Annotated in this window: 20 protein-coding genes and 1 riboswitch; of the genes, 1 reads left to right on the top strand and 19 read right to left on the bottom strand. The window is 32.2% G+C overall.

Features of this window, described 5'->3' with window-relative positions:
• Positions 1 to 9 precede the first annotated feature (9 nt).
• From atpA to K292_RS0114510, 16 genes are all read right to left on the bottom strand, one after another.
• Entirely contained in the window at positions 10 to 1,515 is a 1,506-nt protein-coding gene (gene atpA, locus K292_RS0114585; RefSeq protein WP_027400454.1) for a F0F1 ATP synthase subunit alpha, read from the bottom strand.
• A 19-nt stretch (positions 1,516 to 1,534) separates the two neighbouring features.
• Positions 1,535 to 2,068, bottom strand: coding sequence for an ATP synthase F1 subunit delta (gene atpH, locus K292_RS0114580; protein ID WP_027400453.1), 534 nt, complete (start codon positions 2,066 to 2,068; stop codon positions 1,535 to 1,537).
• Complete coding sequence (gene atpF, locus K292_RS0114575) at positions 2,056 to 2,562, bottom strand: F0F1 ATP synthase subunit B (RefSeq protein ID WP_051280829.1); 507 nt, start codon at positions 2,560 to 2,562, stop codon at positions 2,056 to 2,058. The genes atpH and atpF overlap by 13 nt, the downstream gene beginning before the upstream one ends.
• 71 nt (positions 2,563 to 2,633) lie before the next feature.
• Positions 2,634 to 2,891, bottom strand: a complete 258-nt coding sequence (gene atpE / locus K292_RS0114570) for an ATP synthase F0 subunit C (RefSeq protein WP_027400451.1) — start codon at positions 2,889 to 2,891, stop codon at positions 2,634 to 2,636.
• A gap of 53 nt (positions 2,892 to 2,944) precedes the next feature.
• Positions 2,945 to 3,652 carry a F0F1 ATP synthase subunit A gene (gene atpB, locus K292_RS0114565; RefSeq protein ID WP_027400450.1) on the bottom strand — a complete coding sequence of 236 codons (708 nt, stop codon included), beginning with the start codon at positions 3,650 to 3,652 and terminating at the stop codon, positions 2,945 to 2,947.
• Between the two features lie 65 nt (positions 3,653 to 3,717).
• A complete protein-coding gene (locus K292_RS0114560) occupies positions 3,718 to 4,101 on the bottom strand; it encodes an ATP synthase subunit I (RefSeq protein ID WP_027400449.1) in 384 nt (127 codons plus the stop codon).
• Positions 4,102 to 4,342: 241 nt separating this feature from the next.
• Positions 4,343 to 5,713, bottom strand: coding sequence for an MATE family efflux transporter (locus tag K292_RS0114555; RefSeq protein ID WP_084146036.1), 1,371 nt, complete (start codon positions 5,711 to 5,713; stop codon positions 4,343 to 4,345).
• Positions 5,682 to 6,812, bottom strand: a complete 1,131-nt coding sequence (gene wecB / locus K292_RS0114550; RefSeq protein WP_027400447.1) for a non-hydrolyzing UDP-N-acetylglucosamine 2-epimerase — start codon at positions 6,810 to 6,812, stop codon at positions 5,682 to 5,684. Before wecB ends, K292_RS0114555 begins: the two co-directional genes overlap by 32 nt.
• Positions 6,809 to 7,894 (bottom strand): MraY family glycosyltransferase, encoded by a 1,086-nt coding sequence (locus tag K292_RS0114545; protein ID WP_027400446.1) that lies wholly within the window; start codon positions 7,892 to 7,894, stop codon positions 6,809 to 6,811. The genes wecB and K292_RS0114545 overlap by 4 nt, the downstream gene beginning before the upstream one ends.
• A 48-nt stretch (positions 7,895 to 7,942) precedes the next feature.
• On the bottom strand, positions 7,943 to 8,386 hold the full coding sequence (locus K292_RS0114540; protein WP_037373328.1) for a deoxycytidylate deaminase: 444 nt from the start codon (positions 8,384 to 8,386) through the stop codon (positions 7,943 to 7,945).
• A 14-nt stretch (positions 8,387 to 8,400) separates the two neighbouring features.
• A complete protein-coding gene (locus K292_RS0114535) occupies positions 8,401 to 10,872 on the bottom strand; it encodes a homocysteine S-methyltransferase family protein (RefSeq protein ID WP_027400444.1) in 2,472 nt (823 codons plus the stop codon).
• A gap of 61 nt (positions 10,873 to 10,933) precedes the next feature.
• The gene (metF, locus tag K292_RS0114530) at positions 10,934 to 11,815 is read right to left on the bottom strand and encodes a methylenetetrahydrofolate reductase [NAD(P)H] (RefSeq protein WP_027400443.1); all 882 of its coding nucleotides are present in this window, start codon (positions 11,813 to 11,815) and stop codon (positions 10,934 to 10,936) included.
• Positions 11,816 to 11,826: 11 nt separating this feature from the next.
• Entirely contained in the window at positions 11,827 to 12,609 is a 783-nt protein-coding gene (gene truA / locus K292_RS0114525) for a tRNA pseudouridine(38-40) synthase TruA (protein ID WP_027400442.1), read from the bottom strand.
• A gap of 145 nt (positions 12,610 to 12,754) precedes the next feature.
• Complete coding sequence (locus K292_RS0114520) at positions 12,755 to 13,447, bottom strand: SanA/YdcF family protein (RefSeq protein ID WP_037373326.1); 693 nt, start codon at positions 13,445 to 13,447, stop codon at positions 12,755 to 12,757.
• Between the two features lie 96 nt (positions 13,448 to 13,543).
• Complete coding sequence (gene yhbY, locus K292_RS0114515; RefSeq protein ID WP_027400440.1) at positions 13,544 to 13,837, bottom strand: ribosome assembly RNA-binding protein YhbY; 294 nt, start codon at positions 13,835 to 13,837, stop codon at positions 13,544 to 13,546.
• A gap of 242 nt (positions 13,838 to 14,079) precedes the next feature.
• Positions 14,080 to 15,420, bottom strand: a complete 1,341-nt coding sequence (locus tag K292_RS0114510) for an MATE family efflux transporter (RefSeq protein ID WP_027400439.1) — start codon at positions 15,418 to 15,420, stop codon at positions 14,080 to 14,082.
• A 156-nt stretch (positions 15,421 to 15,576) separates the two neighbouring features.
• Here K292_RS0114510 and K292_RS0114505 point away from each other — a divergent pair, with 156 nt between their 5' ends.
• Positions 15,577 to 16,431, top strand: a complete 855-nt coding sequence (locus tag K292_RS0114505; protein WP_027400438.1) for a MerR family transcriptional regulator — start codon at positions 15,577 to 15,579, stop codon at positions 16,429 to 16,431.
• A gap of 470 nt (positions 16,432 to 16,901) precedes the next feature.
• Positions 16,902 to 16,990: riboswitch (cyclic di-GMP riboswitch) on the bottom strand.
• A 242-nt stretch (positions 16,991 to 17,232) separates the two neighbouring features.
• Here K292_RS0114505 and fumC read toward each other — a convergent pair.
• From fumC to K292_RS0114490, 3 genes are all read right to left on the bottom strand, one after another.
• A complete protein-coding gene (gene fumC, locus K292_RS0114500; protein WP_027400437.1) occupies positions 17,233 to 18,609 on the bottom strand; it encodes a class II fumarate hydratase in 1,377 nt (458 codons plus the stop codon).
• Positions 18,606 to 19,772 carry an NAD(P)-dependent malic enzyme gene (locus tag K292_RS0114495; RefSeq protein ID WP_027400436.1) on the bottom strand — a complete coding sequence of 389 codons (1,167 nt, stop codon included), beginning with the start codon at positions 19,770 to 19,772 and terminating at the stop codon, positions 18,606 to 18,608. Before K292_RS0114495 ends, fumC begins: the two co-directional genes overlap by 4 nt.
• A 107-nt stretch (positions 19,773 to 19,879) precedes the next feature.
• A complete protein-coding gene (locus tag K292_RS0114490; RefSeq protein ID WP_051280846.1) occupies positions 19,880 to 21,544 on the bottom strand; it encodes a glutamine--tRNA ligase/YqeY domain fusion protein in 1,665 nt (554 codons plus the stop codon).
• Positions 21,545 to 21,821: the final 277 nt, after the last annotated feature.

Below are 21,821 nucleotides of genomic sequence, written 5' to 3'. Positions count from 1 at the left end.
AAGCACCTCCTACCCTCTTATTTTTTTAAATTCATCAATGGCTGATTTCAATTTTTCTTCAGACTCAGAAGAAAGCTGCCCTGTAGTTTTTATTTCTTTCCCTATTTCAGGATGATGAGTTCCCATATAATCATATAATGCTTTTTCAAAATCCTTAATTTCTTCTATAGGGATATCTTTTAAATATTGATTTATCGCAGCATAAATAATCATAACTTGATTTTCTACACTTATGGGGCTGTATTGTCCCTGCTTCATAATTTCCATAAGAATAAGGCCATGATCTAATCTTGCTTTTGTATCTTTGTCAAGGTCAGATCCAAATTGTGAGAAACTTGCCAGTTCTCTGTATTGTGCCAGTTCCAGTTTTACTTTGCCCGAAACCTTTTTCATTGCTTTAATCTGTGCATTTCCGCCTACACGTGATACAGAAATACCTGCATTAACAGCTGGTCTTTGCCCTGAGAAAAATAATTCTGTTTCCAAAAAGATCTGACCATCCGTTATAGAAATTACATTTGTAGGAATATATGCAGAAACATCCCCTGCCTGCGTTTCTATGATTGGCAAAGCTGTAATGGATCCTCCTCCAAGGTCATCTGAAAGTCTAGCTGCTCTTTCAAGTAGTCTGCTATGCAGGTAGAATACATCTCCTGGATAAGCTTCTCTTCCCGGTGGTCTTCTAAGAAGCAATGACATTGATCTATATGCAACCGCATGTTTTGAAAGGTCATCATATATAATAAGAACTTCTTTTCCATCATACATAAATTCTTCAGCCATGGCACATCCTGCATATGGAGCTATATACTGAAGTGGTGAAACTTCACTTGCTGTAGCTGAAACTATTATTGTATATTTCATTGCACCTTTGTTCTCCAAAGTCTGAACAAGCTGTGCAACAGTAGATTTTTTCTGTCCAATAGCAACATAAATACAAATAACATCTTCATTTTGCTGGTTTAATATGGTGTCAATGGCTATTGCCGTTTTACCCGTCTGTCTGTCTCCGATAATAAGCTCTCTTTGTCCCTTTCCAATGGGAATCATTGAATCAATAGCTTTAATACCAGTCTGCAAAGGCTCACTTACAGATTTTCTCTGAAGTACTCCTGGTGCAAGATTCTCGATAGGCCTTGATTTATTTGTCTTTATAGGACCTTTTCCATCAATAGGCTGACCTAATGCATTTACAACACGTCCAATTAATTCTTTTCCAACAGGCACTTCTACAACTTTTCCTGTTGGTTTTACAACATCTCCCTCTTTTATTTCAGTGTCCGGTCCTAATATAACCGTACCAACATTATCTTCTTCAAGGTTTAATGCCATACCATATATTTCATTTGGAAATTCCAGCAGTTCTCCTGCCATACAGTTATCAAGCCCATAGATTCTGGCAATGCCGTCACCAACTTGTATTACTGTTCCGAAGTTAGATATTTCCAGTTCATTTTTATAATTCTTTATCTGCTCTTTTATTACTGCACTGATTTCTTCTGGTTTTAAGTTCATAGTTAGCATCCTCCTTCCTCTATTTTAGGCTTTCCTTAAGATTGTCCAGGCGTTTTTTAATTGTAGCATCAATTACTTTACCTTCTATATAGATCCTAATACCACCTATTATTTTTGTATCAATTTTATTTTCCAGTTTTACATTCTTTCTGAGTAATTTGCTCGTCTTTTCTTCAAACACTTTAAGTTGTTCCTCTGTTAAAGGTTTCACCGAAAAAATAATTCCATATGAAAATCCATTTTGTTCTTCGATTAAATGCTGATATCTGTTTATAATTTTACTAAAATGTCTTGTTCTCCTTTTATCAATTAATACATAAATAAAATTTAACATCTCAGTTGTAATTTTATCTTTTAACAAGATATCAATAACTTCTTTCTTCTCAGCAGCAGAAATTACAGGAGTATTAATAAATTCAAAAAATTCAGGCTCTCTTTGAAAAAGGGCTGAAAGTTCTTTTCCTTCCTCCAGGATCTTTTCCGTTTTATTTACATCTATAGCAGCTTCTAATAAAGCCTGCCCATATGTTAAATCAACTGTTAACTCTGCCATTCCGATTTACCTGCCTGTTCAATGATTTTTTCTATAATTTCATCCTGTCCTGCTTCTTGAAGTTGTTTTTCCAAAATCTTTTCTGCAGCATAAATGGCAAGACCGGTAATTTGTTGCCTCATCTCATTAATAGCTTTAAGCCGTTCACGCTCGATTTCTTTTTCTGCCTGCAAAAGTAATTCTCCCGCTTTTTTATTTGCCTCATCAACAATTACTTTTGCTTGTGATTCTGCTTTTATTTTAGCTTTTTTAATGATTTCTCTGCCTTCATTTTCAAGTCCTTCTATTTGATTATTATATTCTAATAACTTCTCATCCGCCATGCGGTTAGTTTCATCTGCTTGTTCAAAAGCTTCAACAACAAGATTTTGTCTGGCAAGCATAAAATTATGCACTTTTTCGAAGAAGAAATGCTTCATTATTAAATATAAGATGATCATTGTAATGGCAACCATCGGCAATGTCCAGCTAAATTCGATTAATTCTTGACGCAATGCATTCAACTCCTTCCTTAAACATTTGATCTTTAAAAACTATAAGTTGAAAATTGTTAGGATTCTTTTTACTATACGTACGGATTTGCAAATAACAATACAATAGAAACGATAAATGCAAAGATACCCATAGTTTCAGTTACAGCCTGCCCTATAAACATAGTCTTTAAAATATCTCCTTGAGCCTCCGGTTGTCTGGCAACAGCCTCAACCGCTTTACCCGCAGCAAAACCTTGACCAATACCAATACCTACAGCAGCAATCATAGCTATTCCTGCTCCGAGTGCCGACATTCCTAATATGAAAGCTTCTGGTGTAATAGTTGACATAATAATTGTCCTCCTTTATTTTTCTAATTTAGTTCTTGATAAAATTTATTCTATTAATGACTTTCATTAGCAGAAATCATTCCTATAGCAATGAAAACCATTGTTAGCATATTAAAAATAAACGCTTGCAAAATAGGTTCAAATATATCGAAAAACGCATGTGCTGGTAATGGAATTCCTATCTGCAAAAATGGAATAGGGATACCCATAGATTGTGTAATTCCTTCTAATCCTCCATAAATCAAAGTAAGAACTATCATTCCTGCTGTGATATTTCCAAATAATCGGAAAGAAAGAGACAGTGGAAAGGCAAGATCTCCAATCACATTAATGGGTAACATAAAGGGATAAGGATCTGCCATATGCTTAATATACCCTTTAAAACTTCTGCTTCTAATTGAATTATAGTGAATTAAGAAAAAGGTAATTCCTGCAAGAGCAAAAGTTGTATTTATATCAGCTGTAACCGGTCTTTGATCTATGAGACCAAGGGAATTTGCCAATATTAAAAACATAAATAAAGTTCCGATATATGGTGCAAATTTCTCATGTTCTTTTCCCATTGTATTTCGTACCAATTTGTAGATAAACTCAACTATAAGTTCTGCAACCGCTTGAGAACCTTTCGGAATTTTTTCCATTTTTCTAGTAGACACAAATGCAAATGCAATCAATACAATACATATAATCCATGCCCATATAATAGTTTCTGTAAAGTTGATTTTTCCGATACTAAATATGACTCTTGGTCCTAATTCCATAAATTTAGTCCTCTCTTTCTTTTCATTTTAATTATATACCCATTTTTTCCAGCTAAAACTTTCATTTATTTTAAAATTTTAATTTTAGATAATTTAGTTTTTATTACATAAAGGTAAAAAATTCCCATTTTTAATGTACAAAATCCTATTATTGTCCCCATGGCACTGATTTTACTCACGTTAATTGATACGTAAAAAGTAAAGCCATAAATAATTAATCTAACTAAATATCCTATAAGACCTATCCACTTATTACCTGAAAGTAAAACATTTCTTGAGGATATTTCTATTATTATAAAATTTATTATGGAAATCACTGTACCAAGTAACAGCCCATATGCAAACTGTTTATTCCAACCTAAAAATAATAAGGAACACAGCTCAATAATAAGCGCTATAATAATACCATATCTAAATATTTGATTTTTAAGTTTTGTCATTTCATTCATGTCGATTCTTTTCTTTTTTTGTATTAACAAAAATTCAAAATATTGCCCGCATTATATAATATCAACGTAATAAATAACATTATAATCCTATATTTTCAAATGTAAAGGATAGTTAAAAAATAAACATTCTGAAAATTTAATTATCTATAATAAAATAAGGCTAGATCTTTAATACATTTAAACGATCTAAACCTTAATTTAAACTTTTATTAAGATTTGTTAAAATTTCTACTAAAATATATTATATATCAAAAATAACATTTTTAACCCATTTTAAAGAAACAAATCTTCTATATAATGTGATAAATTTAGCAATCTCTTCTGTTTGTGACATAAGTACCACAAAATAAATTGGAAGTTTTAAATAAAGAGCTCCAAAAAAGACTAAAGGCACTCCAATTAGCCATACACAGCCGGTTTCTGCCAACATAGCGTATTTTGTATCCCCTCCGCTTCTAAGGGTTCCTGTAATCATAATTCCATTAAATAGTTTAAGGGCCATAAATAAGCCATATATTAGTAAAATTAGAAATGTAAACTGCTGACCTTCTTTTGTAAACTTAAATAGCTGAATAATAAATTTTGAAGATAAGATAAGTGCTATTCCGGCAATAACTCCAATAACCACACTTATTTTAAGTAACTTTTTAGAAAGAGCTACCGCATACTCAAGTTCTCCTCTTCCCAATCTCTGCCCCACAAGAATCAAAATAGCATCACCAAGACTAAAAATTGCCATTACAAATAAATTATTTATAGTGCTGCTGGCTTGAATTGCTGCAAACTCTGTAATTCCCACTCTGCCATATGCGGCATTATAGGTAGCCATTCCTATCCCCCACATGGTTTCATTTAATGTAGTAGGTACTGCATTACTTACAATTTTAAACATTAAAATCTTTGACCATCCAAAAAACTCATTTAATTTACCGGCTATTTTGTTCTTACCTACAAATACGACTAGTATCATGATAAGCAATTCCAAACATCTGGATATGGCCGTAGCAAGTGCCGCACCTTTTACTCCTAGCTCCGGCGCACCGAATTTGCCAAAGATAAAAATATAATTTAAAACAGTATTTGTTGTAAAAACTAAAATACTTATCTTTAAAGGTATACTCGTCTGCTGAGTTGCTCTCAATGCTGCCGTAAACGGAACGGTAATACTAATTGCCAAAAAACAAATTGCCGCTGTTCTTATATACTCTACACCTAATTTAATAGGTTCATCAATATCCGTAAAAATTCTAAGTATTGTTTCTGGGAAAAATACAGCAGGAACAAAAAAAATAATAAAGCTCACAGTAAAGCAAACGGTTATGGCAAAGCCCGTTACTTTTCTTATATTAAATAAATCTTGATTTCCCCAAAATTGTGACATAAAAGTAGATGATCCACTTGTAAATCCAAACATAACCATCCAATGGATAAAATAAATCTGAACGGAAAGCCCAACAGCTGCCAATTCTATTTCCCCCAGGCTTCCAACCATTAAGTTATCTATTAAGCTTAATGAAGAAGCTATAAGGCTTTGAAAAGCAATTGGCAGAGCAACGCTTGCTAATGTTCTATATAATGATTTATTTTCTATTACTATTGTTTGTTTCATCATATTGTTTAAGTATTTCTACTATCCTTTCACAAGCATGGCCATCGCCATAAGGATTTACAGCATGGGACATATTTTCATATGCTTTTTTATCAGATAGAAGTTGTTTTGCCATTTCATAAATTGTGTCTCTTTCTACACCTGCAAGTTTTACTGTCCCTGCTTCTATAGCTTCAGGTCTTTCCGTTTCTTTTCTCACAACTAGTACAGGCTTTCCTAAAGAAGGTGCTTCTTCCTGCATCCCTCCAGAATCTGTAATTAAGAAATAAGATTTTGCCATAAGATTAACAAACGGCTGATATTGTAATGGCTCTATCAAATGAATTCTTTTTGAATTTCCAAGCACTTTATTTGCAGTTTCTCTTACTTTAGGGTTCATATGAACCGGATAAACGATTTCAACATCCTCAAATTCAGCTGCAATATCTCTTATTGCACTGAAAATATGTACCATGTTTTCACCTAAATTTTCACGTCTGTGGCAAGTTACCGCAATAACTCTTTTATTTTCAAAATCTATGTTTTTCAAAGTTTCTTCTTCAAACTCATAGGGTTTATTTGTTACTTCAAGTAATGCATCAATTACGGTATTTCCCGTAATAAAAATAGAATCCTCAGAAATGCCCTCTTTCAGTAAATTATCTTTATTTCTCTGCGTTGGAGAAAAATGTAAATCTGCAATATGCCCTGTTAAAACTCTGTTTATCTCTTCCGGCCAGGGTGAATATTTATCATATGTTCTAAGTCCTGCCTCTACATGTCCTACTTTTACTTGCTGATAAAATCCGGCTAATGCTGTGGCAAATGTAGTAGTTGTATCACCATGAACAAGTACTATATCAGGCTTTTCTTTAAGAAAGACTTCTTCAATTTTAGTTATTACATTTGCCGTAATCATACTTATTGTCTGATTTGGTTTCATAATATTCAAATCATAATCAGGTATCAGATCAAATAATGACAAAACTTGATCTAACATTTCTCTATGCTGTGCAGTAACACAAAGAATTGATTCTATATCTTTTTCTTCATTTAATTTTTTTACAAGGGGTGCCATTTTTATGGCTTCCGGTCTTGTTCCGAATACCGTAAGTACTTTCATTGTTTTTTCTCCTTAATGTTAAGTTGTAAAAAAGGACTGCTTTCATCTGTTAAATAGATATAAATAAATGATAATGCAATAATAAACAATCCCGCTGATTCAAGAAATAAATCCCTGCTGAAAAGAATAGCTGCAACTCCCATAATGCCGCTTATACCATATAAAGTAAGCACAGATCTTCTCTGCCCTAAACCTGCAGCCATAAGCCTATGATGCAAATGTCCTTTATCAGCTTCCATAATAGGCCTTCTATTAATCAGTCTTCTTAATATTGCAAACGCCGTGTCAAAGATGGGAACACCAAGAACCAAAACAGGTACAACTGTTGCCATCATAGCAGCTCCCTTAACAGGGCCAATAATCGAAATAGATGCCAGTAAAAAACCTAAAAACAATGATCCTCCATCGCCCATGAAAATTTTAGCAGGATGAAAATTGAAAGGAAGAAATCCTAATGCTCCGCCTCCAATTGCAAGCATTGCCAACGCCACTAAATACATTCCATGGATATATGCAGTATATGCAATTGAAAAGGATGCTATGCAGGCAACTCCCGCTGCCAAACCATCTAATCCATCTATTAAATTTACCGTATTTGTAATTCCAACGATCCAAATTACTGTAACGATAAGACTTATTATTCCTGATATATAGCTGTGCCCTTCTCCAAAATGATTTGTAAAAAATTCTATACGAATTCCAAATTGAAAAACAATAACTGCACATATTATTTGACAAAAAAACTTTACCTTTGCAGACATCCCTTTTAAATCATCAATTATTCCAACAATATAAATTAAAGCACCGCCTATAATTACTCCTGTTAATCTAGTATCAGTCTTTATAATTTTCCCCATAACTTGAACTTTTCCCATTATAAAAAATTCAAGTACGATCAATGCCGCTATTACTCCAATAAAAATGGCCATGCCTCCAAATCTGGGCATTGCTTTAGTGTGCATTCTCCTATTGTCTTTAGGAATATCTATTGCCCCAATCTTAGGTGCCAGCTTTATTGCAGCCGGAGAAAAAATTAATGATAATACAAATGCTGTTAAAAAAATAACTAAAAAATAATTCATACTCTTATCCCTTTCAAGTACCTTAAATTGTTTCTCTGCTGATACATTTTATAGTTTTTCAAGTTCCAGCCCTGCTTCTTCCAGTATTTCGAGGGCTAATTCATCAGGATATCCATCTTTTATTACAATACGTTTTATTCCGGCATTAATAATCATCTTTGCACAAATTGCGCAAGGTTGATTTGTTACATAAATAGTTCCTCCGAAAATACTTTGACCAAGTACAGCCGCTTGTATAATTGCATTTTGTTCTGCATGCAGAGCCATACAAAGCTCATGCCTTTGTCCTGATGGTACATTTAATTTTTCTCTCAGGCATCCTCCTCGATCTTCACAATGTTTAATACCCATAGGTGCCCCATTATATCCTGTAGCCAATATATGCTTATCTTTTACAAGAACAGCACCCACTTTCCTTCGCATACAGGTTGAGCGTTTAGCTGTTACTTCTGCCACTTCCATGAAATATTCATCCCAACTTGGTCTGTCCATGATTTTTACTCCTTTTATTCTTTAAATATTTTATTTGCTACTCTAACAGCATCCATGGCATCTTTACAATAAAAATCTGCTCCGATCTGCTTTGCATATTCAGGAGTTAATACGGCACCCCCTACTATTGTACAGCAGTCCAGATTTTCTTCTTTTAAAGCTTTAATTGTTTCATCCATATTAACAACTGTAGTCGTCATCAAAGCAGATAATCCAACCATCTTTATATTTTGCTCTTTAGCTGTTCTTACAATTGTTTCAATTTCTACATCTTTACCTAAATCAATTACATCATAGCCATAATTCTCAAGAAGTACCTTTACAATATTTTTCCCTATATCATGAATATCTCCTTTTACTGTAGCTACAATTATTTTTCCATAGGATATATTTTGTCCTGAAACTTCCATGGCTGCTTTAAGCACATCAAAAGCTCCCCTCACTGTATCTGCGGATTTTATAAGCTGAGGCAGAAAACTTTTCCCTTCTTCATAGCTTTTCCCCACAACTTCTAATGCGGGAATAACCTTTTGTTCAACAATTTCCAGAGGCTCCATTGTCTTTAAAAGTTCTTCTGTTGCCTTTGCCGCTCTATCTTCATAACCCTTAATTATTATATCTTCAAGAGTAAGCTCCGCAACATTATTTTTAGAAGACTGACTTTTAGAAACATGACTATCTTCTTGATCACTGTAATAGGCAATAAAATCTCTTGATTCAATGTCTTTACAACTTAAAGTTTCAAAAGCCCTTATTGTATCCACATACTCTGAAACTAATGGATCAGTAATAGGTGCATCCAATCCTGCTTCTAATGCCATTGCTAAAAAGGTTCTGTTGAGTAATTTTCTTTGTGGAAGACCAAAAGAAACATTACTAGCTCCTAATGTAGTCTTTACTCCAAATTTTTGTTTTACATTTCTAATAGCTTCTAATGTATCTCTGCCTGCATTTTGCTGAGCAGAAACTGTTAATGTGAGACAATCAACGATTATTCGTTCTCTTCCAATTCCGTAAGATTTTGCAGTATTAATAATGCGCTGTGCTATCTTTATCCTTTCTTCTGCATTTTTAGGTAATCCATTTTCGTCTAAAGTAAGTGCAATAACACATGCACCGTATTTTTTAACTATTGGAAATATGGCATCCATTACTTCCTGTTTACCATTTACAGAATTAATAATAGGTTTACCATTGTAAATTCTAACTGCAGCTTCTATTACTTCGGGACTTGAACTGTCAATTTGCAGTGGGATATTAACTACTGACGATACTTTTTCTATAACTTTTATCATCATTTCTTTTTCATCAATTTCGGGAAGACCAACGTTAATATCTAAAATTTCAGCTCCTACATTAGCTTGATTGATAGCTTCGTTCTCTATATATGCTAGATCTTCAGCTTTTAAAGCTTCCTTTAACAATTTCTTTCCCGTAGGATTAATTCTTTCTCCAATAATTCTGATTCTGTCATCTAAAACTACTGTTTTTGTTCCTGAGCTGACAGAAGTAACTGCTTTATTTGCTCTTTCTTTTTCTATATCTTGAGATAATGCCGGGAATAATGTATCTTTTTTCTTCTCATTAATTTTCTTTGCCAATTCTCTTATATAATCAGGATTAGTGCCGCAGCAGCCACCTGCAATTGCAATACCTGCTTCTATCATTTCAAGCATTGCATCTGTAAATTCTTTAATTTCAACATTAAATACAGTTTTTCCGTCTACATAATCAGGCAATCCCGCGTTAGGCTGTACTAAAACAGGGATTCTGGAATAAGTTAAAATTTCCTTTACTATGGGAACCATATCTTTGGGCCCAAGGGAGCAATTTACTCCTAACGCATCAATACCTAAATCTTGTAAAATCGTTACAACAGTCAGAGGATCAGTTCCCATAAGCATTCTTTTATCTTCTTGAAATGTAACAGAACAAAATATAGGTAAATCACAAGCTTCTTTAGCTGCCAATATTCCTGCTTTTAATTCATGTATGTCCGTAAATGTTTCAAATAAAATTAAATCTGCTCCAGCCTTATCTCCTGCCAGGATTTGTTCCTTAAATATATCATAGGCTTCATCAAAAGACATATCTCCCACAGGCTTCATAAGTTTACCAATAGGAGCGATATCAAGGGCAACATATTTTTTGAATATATTAGATGAATCTTCATTTTTAAGGTCTAATGATTTTTTCATATATTCATCAACTGCATCTCTTGCTATCTTAACGGCCTGTGTAACAACCTGTTCAACCGAATAAGCAGTTCCTGCTATTTTATATCGGTTTGCACTAAAAGTATTTGAAGCGACAAAATCACTTCCTGCCTCTAAATAATCCATATAAATTTTTTTAATTACATCTGGATAAGCAAAATTTATTTCTTCAGGTTTTTCTCCTGTATTTATTCCATGTTCTTGTATCATGGTGCCCATGGCTCCATCACAAATTACTATTTTTTTGCCAATTAATTCTCTTATACTCATTTAATGCCTCCCTTCATCATAAATATTTTTTATTTGTTTCATATGTTTTTATATTCTTTTATTAATCTTGCAATCTCCTTATATTTTCTATATTGCCTATAATTCGCTTTGCAGTATCAGGCTTATTCATTGTATAAAGGTGTATACCTCTTACTCCAAAAGCCATAAGATCAATAATTTGCTCAATCGCATATGCTTCTCCTGCTTCTTTTAATGCCGCAGGATTATGTTCATATCTATCAATAATTCTCTGAAATCTTGGTGGAATACTACATCCTGCAAGTTTTATCATTCTGATAATTTGATTCTTATTAAGTACAGGCATTATCCCTGCTGAAACGGGAACTTCAATACCTGCCAAATCAAGTGATTCCATGAATCTATAAAATATTTCATTGTCAAAAAATAATTGAGAAATAAGGAATTCCGCTCCCATTTCAACTTTATTTTTTAAATACTTTATGTCTTTAACTTTGCTCTCACATTCTACATGTCCTTCAGGATAACAAGCTGCACCTATGGAAAAGCTCTCTTCTTCTCTTACCTCTTTTATTAAATCTGCAGCAAATTCATATTGAAGGGGATTAGGAAATTCAAAATCCGGGTTCTCTGGAAGATCTCCTCTCATAGCTAATATATTTTCAATATTCCCTGCCTTCATTTCTATAAAATTAGACTTAATCTCTTCTTTTGTAGCTGAAATGCAAGTTAAATGAGCTAAACTTTCTATTTTATAATCATTTTTTATCTTTGATGCTATTTCAATAGTTCTGTCTTTTGCTTTACCACCAGCTCCATATGTTACACTAATAAAATCAGGTTTTATATCTTTTAATTCATCCAATGTTTTAAAAACTGTCTCAACAGGTGAATCTATTTTGGGCGGAAAAATTTCCAATGATATCACAGTTTTTTTTATATCATATAAGTCTTTTATTTTCATCGTGACTCTCCTTATTTATAATAAATCTCAGCAAGATACAATCCTTGTGGAGGTGCTGTATGTCCTGCATTTTCACGTTTTTTTTCTTTTATTATTTCAGGTATTTTTTCTTCAGAAATTTTACCTTTACCAATGTCAACTAAAGTTCCGGTAATAATTCTTACCATATTATATAAAAAACCGTCTCCTGTAACTGCAATGGTAATAATTTTATCATTGTCTTCCAAATAATCCTCACAAACTTCCAAGCTTGTAATAGTCCTTACTGTGGAGTCCATTTCTTTACCGCCTGCCGCTTGGAAACATTTAAAATCATGAGTACCTACCATATGGGCAGCACCTTTTTTCATGGCCCCAATATTAAGTGGCTTTGTTATTTGATATGAATAATTTCTGTCAAATACGTCAGCTTCTTTGCAGTTTCTTATTTTATAAATATAAGTTTTTGCAACTGCGTTAAATCTCGCATGAAAATCCATAGGAACTTCCGCAACTTCAATAATTCGTACATCCGCGGCAGCACCTAATGAGTTTTGTCCTCCTGCAAGTAAATTGTTAGCTGCAACTTTTATTCTTTCTACAGGAATTTTAAAATCTGCTTTAAAACTTGCTCTCTGGCCAAACGCATGCACACCTGCATCCGTTCTGCTTGTCCCGTTTATTTTTATGGATGAAGCACAAATAGTGCTTAGGGCTTTTTCTACCTCACCCTGCACCGTACGTTTATCAGGCTGTCTTTGCCATCCAAAGAAATTAGTTCCGTCATATTCTATTGTAATAAGAATATTTTTCATCTTTATAAATCCTTAAATTTATTATATATTCAATATACATAATGATTCCTATGATTGAAACAGCGTTGCTGGGATGAAGGAACCATTGAAACATGTTTATAAGCACGTGTCATGTTTTAATAAATCACATACAGTTCTTTATATTTTAATCATGGCTTGCTATACCATTTCCACTAATGGGAATAATATCGCCTAAGTAAGTAGGTTTAGGTTTATATATACTTTTAACAAAATCTTTATTCCTAGCAAGAAATTCTCTGAAATCGCGATAATCTTGCCCTACATATTGTCTTGGCTCAGACACTACTCCATATACATTAAGGTTAAGTCTCTTACCTATATAAATAGCCCTATATTGATGGTATTTTTGTGTCACAACAATTACATTTTTTACATTAAAAATTGCTCCAGCTCTGTACATGGATTCATAAGTAGAAAATCCTGCATGATCCAAAAATATATCTTCTAACGGTATTCCTTTATTAACAACATAAGCTTTCATGGCATTTACTTCATCATATCTATCTTGTCCATTATCACCGCTCAAAAGAATCTTAGGTGCCCCACCGCTTTGATATAGTTTTATTCCAACATCTAATCTATCTTCTAACATATGATTTGGTGTACCGTCAGATTTTAATCCTGCTCCTAAAACAAGAATACAATCTGCATTAAGGGCTTTGGTTTTATTTGAAATTTGTTCAAAACTTTCCCCATTTATAATATAACTTTGTGATTTTAATATCATATATTTATTAATAATACATGGCACTAAAATAATTAAAATTAATACTATAACCAATATTAAAACGTATTTTTTTCTTTTATTTAATATCATAAAATTCACATTCCATATTTTTAAATATAAGTAAATCAGATTTTTATGCTATAAAAATCTGATTTAATAAAAACTTATTTATATAGTAAAAATCAATTATCTGGGCAGTTCAATTTGTTTTTTTTCTTTTGATTCCCTGTACAATGTAAATTTTCTGCCAATAGCTTGTACAAATTCAGCCTTTAATTTATCAGCTATATCATTTGCCACAGCTTTAGGCTGTAGTTCACAACCTTCCTGAATTTTTACTTTTACTAATTCTCTCGATTCAAAACCTATTTCTATTTCTTTTATAATATTTTCTGTTATACCGGATTTTCCTATATATACAGTTGGGTCTAAATCATGTGCTAGGCTTCTTAAAAAGCTTCTTTGTTTACTTGTTATCATATTAGTCCTTTCTGTTTAGTCTAAATTTTTTATTTTAATTTATTTACTCATTTATATCTTTATAATCCTGCATTTTTCTAATTCTATCATATTTTATAATAATACTATTTTTCACGATTTCTGTCAATTGTTCTGAATGCAGAGAAAGCCTTGCTTTAAGTTTGCAAGGCTTTCTCTGCATTTATTATTATTATTATAAGAAGATTTCAATTTTCTCAAAGCGTATATTTTGTAAATTAACTTTATGCGTTAAAAAAAGTATAATGATATACGTCTTTATATTTTTTAAACATGTATAAAGAAAGAACTAAAGTTGTAGCTTCTGCAAAAGTAATAGCCAGCCAAATTCCGTCAATACCAAATATAAATGGTAATATAGCTGCACCTATAACAACCATGATCAAGCCTCTGCTTAGAGAAATGACCGCTGAAATTTTACCATTTGCATATGCTGTAAAAAATCCTGATGCAAATACATTAATTCCTGTAAAGAGAAATGCTACAGATAAAAATCTTACTCCCCTTACAGACAGAAAATATACTTCACTGCCATATTCCACATATATTCTAGTAATAATCGGTGCTCCGATCAAACAAAGTAAAGATACTCCAAGTGATGCTACCCACATAAATGTTTTACAATACTTTAAACAAACATTTAGCTTTCCATAATCTTTAGCACCAAAATAATAGCTTATAAGAGGCGCTACCCCCGTTATAAATCCCAAATGAATAGAGATAAGCAGATAATGCGCATTTATAACAATACTGATTGCAGCCACACCATCTTCTCCTGCAAAACCTAAGGCTATAATGTTAAACATGAAAATTATAATAGCCGCGGAAGACTCAGATACCATTTCTGAAGAACCATTTACTATACTATCTTTAATATATTTAATATCAAGCTTTGGAATCGCAAGCTTTAATCTTGTATTTTGAAATATAAAGTATAAAATTCCTATAATCATTACCATATATTGTCCTGCTACTGTTGCCCAGGCTGCTCCCGAAACTCCAAAGTGCAGTTTTGCAATAAAAAGATAATCCAGAATAATATTTACTGCACCGCCTAAAGTATATAACAATAATGTAAACCCTGGTCTTCCATCTATTCTGATAAAATATTCCAATACAACACCTAAAAATACTCCTGGAATTCCAAGCAATATAATCTTTGCATAATCGATACAATAACTCCCTAATTTTTCTGTAGAACCTAAAAACGATAGTAATTCATCCAAAAATAACAAACCTAATATCACAAATATAACTGATAAAACAGTTGATACTATACAAATAAGTGTAAATTTCTCATTAGCTTCACGTTCATTGCCTTCTCCCATTTTAATTGCTACAATAGCACTGGAACCTGCGGCAAGCATAACTGAAATACCCCATCCCAATCCACATATTGGATAGACAATATTAACTGCTGCCAATGCATCTGATCCTACAATATTTGATACAAAAATTGAATCTATTATATAATACATAGCCATAAACACAAGCATTATCACAGATGGTGTTACAAACTTAGTAAATTTTTTAACTGTTATTTCGTCGTTAAATATTGTTTCCACAATTAATTGCCCCCTTTCATATAATATGATAAAGTATACGGTAACCATATAGTCAATAATATATTTTAAAAAATATTATTTGGTAATCCTATTAATGTCCATGTAAATTAATGTTAAATATTATTTTACCTAAGTAATAAGGTGGTGTTTTTAGTAATGAATAAAATTCAAAAGAAGAATACTTACAGTCATTTTACAACAGGTGAGTTTGCCAAATTATGTAATGTAAAAAAACAAACTCTCTTCCATTATGATGATATTGGTATTTTTTCGCCGGAAATTAAAACAAATAATGGTTATAGATATTATTCCTATCGACAACTTGAAATTTTTTCAGTTATTTCAATGTTAAAAGATTTAAATATGCCTTTAAAAGACATAAAAAAATACTTAGATAATAGAAATCCTAAGGCTCTAATTGACTTACTCAATGAGCAAGAAAAAGAAATTAATAAAAAGATGGAAGAACTGGAATGGATGAAAGGCTTCATTAATACTAAAACTCAATTAACTAAAGCAGGCTTATCTGCAAAGTCGGGAGAAATTTATATTGAAAAATCGAAAAAAGAGTATATGATTGTATCTGATTATAAGGGCTCAGAAAATGAAAAAGATATAGCAGCTGCTATTATTAAACATTTAAATTTTTGTCACAGTGTAGATGTTTACAGTGCCCATACAATCGGCGGAATGATTCCTACAACACAAATACCAGAAGATTTAAATTATAACTATTCACACTTTTATACAAAACTAAGTAAAACTGATTATTCTCATTCCTCTGATACAAATCTTTCTTCCGTAATCTCAATTAAACCTGCTGGCAACTATGCCGTAATTTATCATAAAGGATATGATGGAATTTATAATGATTATCAAAATCTAGCTGAATATACAAAAAAACATGGATTAAATATAGGGCCTTATTTTTATGAAGATATAATACTTGATGAGCTTTCTATGAAAGGCTGGGAAAATTACGTAATAAAATTATCATTATTGGTCTATTAAATGCAATATTTCTTTGTAAATATTATCCTTTATTTTAAGATTTATTATAAAAATCTTATTTCTTAAAAATTTACATCTAAAATTAATGTGGTATTATATTTTTTAGGTATTTATGGTTTAGAAATAAATTGATTTTCTAAAGAATAGCATGAAATAAAAAAACATTTTATTTTTTTAATCTTTTTTATTAAAGTGCTTTTAGATATGACATTTATATTTCATAGAATTTACTTATAATAATAAACCCACACATAAGTTAAAAGCCCGAACAAAGTTCGGACTTTTAACTTATGTGTGGGTTATGGTTATGATGCTTGCAAAACTTAATGGTACGTCTATGCTCTATCAATGATGTAATCGCACCGATTTCTTACGTTACTTGTTTCAAATTATCAATAACGTTCTTATATTTAAATCAAATAATATGATATTAACTCAATCTTCATAAAAAACGTTACTAGGAAATAAGCAACGGCATCTGGCAATCATATTCTATAAATAGAACTTAGACCCTTTAGTTTTGCGCCCTATACTTTCGTATAGTTTGCCTTTCATTGAATAAATATATAATACTCCGTAAAATATTCTTTGTCAATAGTTTTTTATAATTTTTTATAATTTTTTGTCGAAAAAGATTACTTGCATATCTCATCACTGATTGAAACATGGTTTTTCAATATTAAAACGCAATTCTTAAACATTAATAAGATTTTTAAAATAAAATTTCCCGAAGCACTATTATTTCAATATACTAGTCAATATATGTCTTGCTTTCCATTAAATCAATTTTTAATACCTTTATTAATATTTCATAAGCGTATCAAACTCTTCTTTAGTTAAAATATTTAATTTTTCTGCAGACTCTTTTAAAGTCAAATCATTTTCATGAGCATATTTTGCTATTTTTGCAGCCTTATCATAGCCAATATGTGGAGTCAATACAGTAACAAGCATTAACGAAGATTCTAAATTTGAGTTAATTTTTTTCCTGTTTGGTCTTATTCCAATAGCACAATTCTTATTAAAAGAATTAATTGAATCAGTTAAAATTTTAATTGATTGCAATACGTTATGAATTATTACTGGCATATATACATTTAGCTGGAAATTACCTTGAGACGCAGCAAATGCAACCGCTGTATCATTTGCCATAACTTGACAGCAAACCATGCTTAGAGCCTCACATTGAGTTGGATTAACCTTACCTGGCATAATAGAACTCCCAGGTTCATTCTCAGGTATTATAATTTCACCAATTCCACATCTTGGCCCACTTGCAAGCCATCTAATATCGTTTGCAATTTTAAGCAAATCCGCTGCTAACGCTTTAATAGCTCCATGAGCATTAACCAACGCATCTTTGCTGGTCAATGCATGAAATTTATTTTCAGCAGAAACAAATTTTGTTCCTGTAAAGGAACTGATTTTTTCAGCTACCATTTTTCCGAAATCAGGATGTGCATTTATTCCTGTTCCTACAGCCGTTCCTCCTATAGCAAGCTCTCTTAAGTACTCTAAGCTGCTTTCTATCATAGATTTTGTTTTATTTAAACAGAATTCCCAGCCGCTTATTTCTTGCCCTAATGTAAGTGGGGTAGCATCCTGCAAATGAGTTCTTCCTATTTTTTTCAGTGATTTATATTGTTTTGACAAAACTTTAAAAGTATCCTCTAATTTTTTTATAGCTGGTATAAGCTTATCCTCAATTTCCAAAACTGTAACCATATGCATAGCTGTTGGGAAAGTATCATTAGAACTTTGTCCTTTATTCACATCATCATTAGGATGAATATTTCCTTTTTCTCCTAAATAATCATTCCCTAAATGAGCTATAACTTCATTTACATTCATATTAGTTTGGGTTCCGCTTCCCGTCTGCCATATAGAAAGTGGAAACTGATCATTATATTTGCCTAATAAAATTTCATCACATGCATAAATAACAGCATCCTTAATATTAAGCGGCATTAATTGTAATTCAAAATTACTTACGGCTGCCGCCTTTTTTAAAATTACCAGAGCTTTAATAATCTCAAGAGGCATTTTTTCTGTTCCTATTTGGAAATTTTGTAAACTTCTTTGAGTCTGAGCTCCCCACAATTTGTCTACTGCTACTTTAATATCTCCCATGGAATCATGTTCTATTCTGTAATTTTTTTCTTCTATATTTTCTTTCACTTTCTTACCTCTTCTTCCCACGCTTTTCCAACAGCCTCTGCAACTTTTTCAGCAACATTTCTATTAAAAGGACTAGGTATTATATTGTCTTCATTTAAATCATCTTCTTTGATAACATTTGCTACTGCGTAAGCTGCCGCAACTTTCATAGCTTCTGTAATTCTTTTAGCACGTACTTTTAATGCTCCTTTGAAAACACCTGGGAAAGCGAGAACATTATTTATTTGATTAGGGAAGTCCGATCTGCCAGTTCCAACAACCCTTGCACCAGCTTTTTTAGCTAAATCAGGCATAATTTCCGGTTCCGGATTTGCCATAGCAAATATAACAGGATCTTTTGCCATACTGGAAACCATTTTTTCTGTCAAAACCTTAGGTGCCGATACTCCTATAAATAAATCTCTTCCTTTTACTGCATCTTCAAGATTTCCTCTGAGGAGTTCTTTGTTTGTAACTTCTGCAAGTGCCATCATATGCGGAGACAATGTATTATCTTCTCTGCAAAGTATTCCTGCTCTATCACAAACTATAATATTTTTAACTCCAATGGACAGCAGCATGTTTACTATTGCATTTCCCGCTGAACCTGCTCCATTAACTACTATTTTTACATCTGAAATATTTTTATTCACAACTTTAAGAGCATTAATAACTGCTGCTGATACAATAATTGCCGTACCATGCTGATCATCATGAAAAACTGGAATATCTACGAGCTCTTGCAATCTTCTTTCTATTTCAAAACATCTAGGTGCAGAAATATCTTCCAAATTAATGCCTCCAAAAGTCGGAGAAATATTTTTCGCAATATTAATTATTTCTTCTGTATCTTGAGTTTCTAAACAAATAGGTATGGCATCTATATCTGCAAAGGATTTAAATAAAACTGCTTTGCCCTCCATTACTGGAATTGCAGCTTTCCCTCCAATATTGCCAAGTCCCAAAACTGCTGACCCATCACTAATTACAGCCACGGTATTACCTTTAGATGTATAAGTATAAACTTGTTTCGGATCTTTATGTATTTCCTTGCATGGTTCTGCTACACCCGGTGTATAAGCTGTGCTGAGATCATCTTTATTATTTAGTGGTACTTTGCTGGAAACAGCAATTTTACCTTTATGTTCTGCATGTAGTTTTAATGATTCTTTATAGTAATCCATATTTTCTCTCCTCTATCAATTTTAAAATATAAGTATAAAATTGTAGGTACAATACCTTACTTGATATGTACCTACAATCATTTGTTACATAATGCAATGTTAAATTGCTATTTCTTCCAAGAACTCTTTAAATCTACAATACGATTAAATACCTTACTGCTTTCTGTCGTGAGCTTTTCATCTGCTATATAGTATCCATGTCTGAAAAATTGATATCTTTCTCCTGCTTTTGCATCTTTTATACTTGGTTCTGCATATGCATCAATAATATTAACAGAATTTTCGTTTAGTACATTTTCTCCGTTTTCATCTTCATTCATAAGGTGATCATATTCTCTAATTTTGATTTTTACAGCGGTTTTTGCATCCACCCAATGAATTGTTCCTTTTACTTTACGCCCTGAAAAACCGCTTCCACTTTTTGTTTCGGGATCATAAGTGCAATGAAGTTCTTTTATATTACCTTCTTCATCTTTTATAACATCATTACAAGTAATAAAATATGCTCCTTTAAATCTAACTTCATTTCCCGGAAATAATCTAAAATATTTCTTTACTGGAACTTCCATAAAGTCTTGTCCATCTACATAAAGCTCTCTTGAGAAAGGTACCATCCTTACTCCTGCATCTGGATCTTGCGCTTTATTTTCTATTTCAACTTCTTCACTTTTGTCCTCAGGATAATTTGTAATTACTATTTTAATAGGATTTTCTACAACCATTCTGCTTTCCACTTTTGGATTTAAATCTTCCCTTATACAATGCTCCAAAAGTGCTATGTCAACTAAACTGTTTGCTTTTGAAACTCCTATTCTTTCACAAAAGTCTCTGATTGACTCAGGTGTATATCCCCTTCTTCTCAATCCTGCAATTGTCGGCATTCTAGGATCATCCCATCCTTCAACCACACCGTCATCCACAAGTGCCTTAAGATAACGTTTACTCATTACTGTATTAGTTAAATTCAATCTAGCGAATTCAATTTGCCTTGGAGGCATTTCCCAGTTTAATGATTTAAGTACCCAATCATACAAAGGTCTGTGATCTTCAAACTCCAGTGTACAAATTGAATGGGTAATACCCTCAATAGCATCTTCTATAGGATGTGCAAAGTCATACATAGGATAAATACACCATTTGTCGCCTGTATTATGATGTTTTGTATGTGCGATTCTATAAATGACAGGATCTCTCATATTTATATTAGGAGATGACATATCAATTTTCGCTCTTAATACTTTTTCTCCATCAGCAAACATACCTTTTTTCATATTCTCAAACAATTCTAAGTTTTCTTGTATACTTCTATTTCTATAAGGGCTTTCTTTTCCTGGCTGAGTAAGCGTACCTCTAAGTTCCTTTATCTTATCTGCACTGAGATCACAAACAAAAGCTTTTCCCTTTTTTATTAATTCAACTGCAAACTCATACATTTTATCAAAATAATCAGAAGCAAAAAGTAATTTCTTCCAATTAAATCCTAACCATTTTACATCACCTTGAATCGATTCAACATACTCTGTATCTTCTTTAACAGGGTTTGTATCATCAAATCTAAGATTACATTTCCCTTTATATTTTTGCGCAGTTGAAAAATTTAAACAAATTGATTTTGCATGTCCTATATGCAGATAACCATTTGGCTCTGGTGGAAATCTTGTATAGATATCTCTGTTTCCGTAAACTTGATTCTCTATATCCTTATCTATCATATTATGAATAAAGTTTGAATCTATCTGTTCATTCGATTTCTCTTCCGTCTTTTTTAACATATCAGCCATATATTTGCCTCCTTATTTATTTTATTTTTTATACAAACAGAATTATACATTATAAATTTATATAGCTTTACAATATAGTTTATCCTATATTGAAATTTTAAACATTTTTAATCATCAGAACCATTATAACATGACACAAGCTTACAAGCATGTTTCAATGATTCCTTCCTATCAGCAACGCTGTCTCAATCAATGGAATCATTATAACATGACACAAATTTTCAAGCATGTTTCAATGATTTCCTCCTTGCAGCAACGCTGTATTAAT

Origin of the sequence: Anaerovorax odorimutans DSM 5092, from assembly GCF_000426305.1 — a bacterium.
GTDB lineage: Bacteria > Bacillota > Clostridia > Peptostreptococcales > Anaerovoracaceae > Anaerovorax > Anaerovorax odorimutans.
Note: the sequence above shows the minus strand (reverse complement) of the source record. Positions and strands in the feature narration are given on the sequence as shown.

Coding starts and splice junctions, on each gene's coding strand:
- truA (WP_027400442.1), bottom strand. CDS start 12,609: ATGAAAAATATTCTTATTACAATAGAATATGACGGAACTAATTTCTTT.
- K292_RS0114520 (WP_037373326.1), bottom strand. CDS start 13,447: ATGATATTAAATAAAAGAAAAAAATACGTTTTAATATTGGTTATAGTA.
- K292_RS0114495 (WP_027400436.1), bottom strand. CDS start 19,772: ATGGATTACTATAAAGAATCATTAAAACTACATGCAGAACATAAAGGT.
- K292_RS0114490 (WP_051280846.1), bottom strand. CDS start 21,544: ATGTTAAAAAAGACGGAAGAGAAATCGAATGAACAGATAGATTCAAAC.
- wecB (WP_027400447.1), bottom strand. CDS start 6,812: ATGAAAGTACTTACGGTATTCGGAACAAGACCGGAAGCCATAAAAATG.
- K292_RS0114535 (WP_027400444.1), bottom strand. CDS start 10,872: ATGAGTATAAGAGAATTAATTGGCAAAAAAATAGTAATTTGTGATGGA.
- K292_RS0114505 (WP_027400438.1), top strand. CDS start 15,577: ATGAATAAAATTCAAAAGAAGAATACTTACAGTCATTTTACAACAGGT.
- yhbY (WP_027400440.1), bottom strand. CDS start 13,837: ATGATAACAAGTAAACAAAGAAGCTTTTTAAGAAGCCTAGCACATGAT.
- atpB (WP_027400450.1), bottom strand. CDS start 3,652: ATGGAATTAGGACCAAGAGTCATATTTAGTATCGGAAAAATCAACTTT.
- metF (WP_027400443.1), bottom strand. CDS start 11,815: ATGAAAATAAAAGACTTATATGATATAAAAAAAACTGTGATATCATTG.
- K292_RS0114555 (WP_084146036.1), bottom strand. CDS start 5,713: ATGATGAAACAAACAATAGTAATAGAAAATAAATCATTATATAGAACA.
- atpH (WP_027400453.1), bottom strand. CDS start 2,068: ATGGCAGAGTTAACAGTTGATTTAACATATGGGCAGGCTTTATTAGAA.
- K292_RS0114540 (WP_037373328.1), bottom strand. CDS start 8,386: ATGGACAGACCAAGTTGGGATGAATATTTCATGGAAGTGGCAGAAGTA.
- atpE (WP_027400451.1), bottom strand. CDS start 2,891: ATGTCAACTATTACACCAGAAGCTTTCATATTAGGAATGTCGGCACTC.
- K292_RS0114545 (WP_027400446.1), bottom strand. CDS start 7,894: ATGAATTATTTTTTAGTTATTTTTTTAACAGCATTTGTATTATCATTA.
- atpA (WP_027400454.1), bottom strand. CDS start 1,515: ATGAACTTAAAACCAGAAGAAATCAGTGCAGTAATAAAAGAGCAGATA.
- K292_RS0114560 (WP_027400449.1), bottom strand. CDS start 4,101: ATGAATGAAATGACAAAACTTAAAAATCAAATATTTAGATATGGTATT.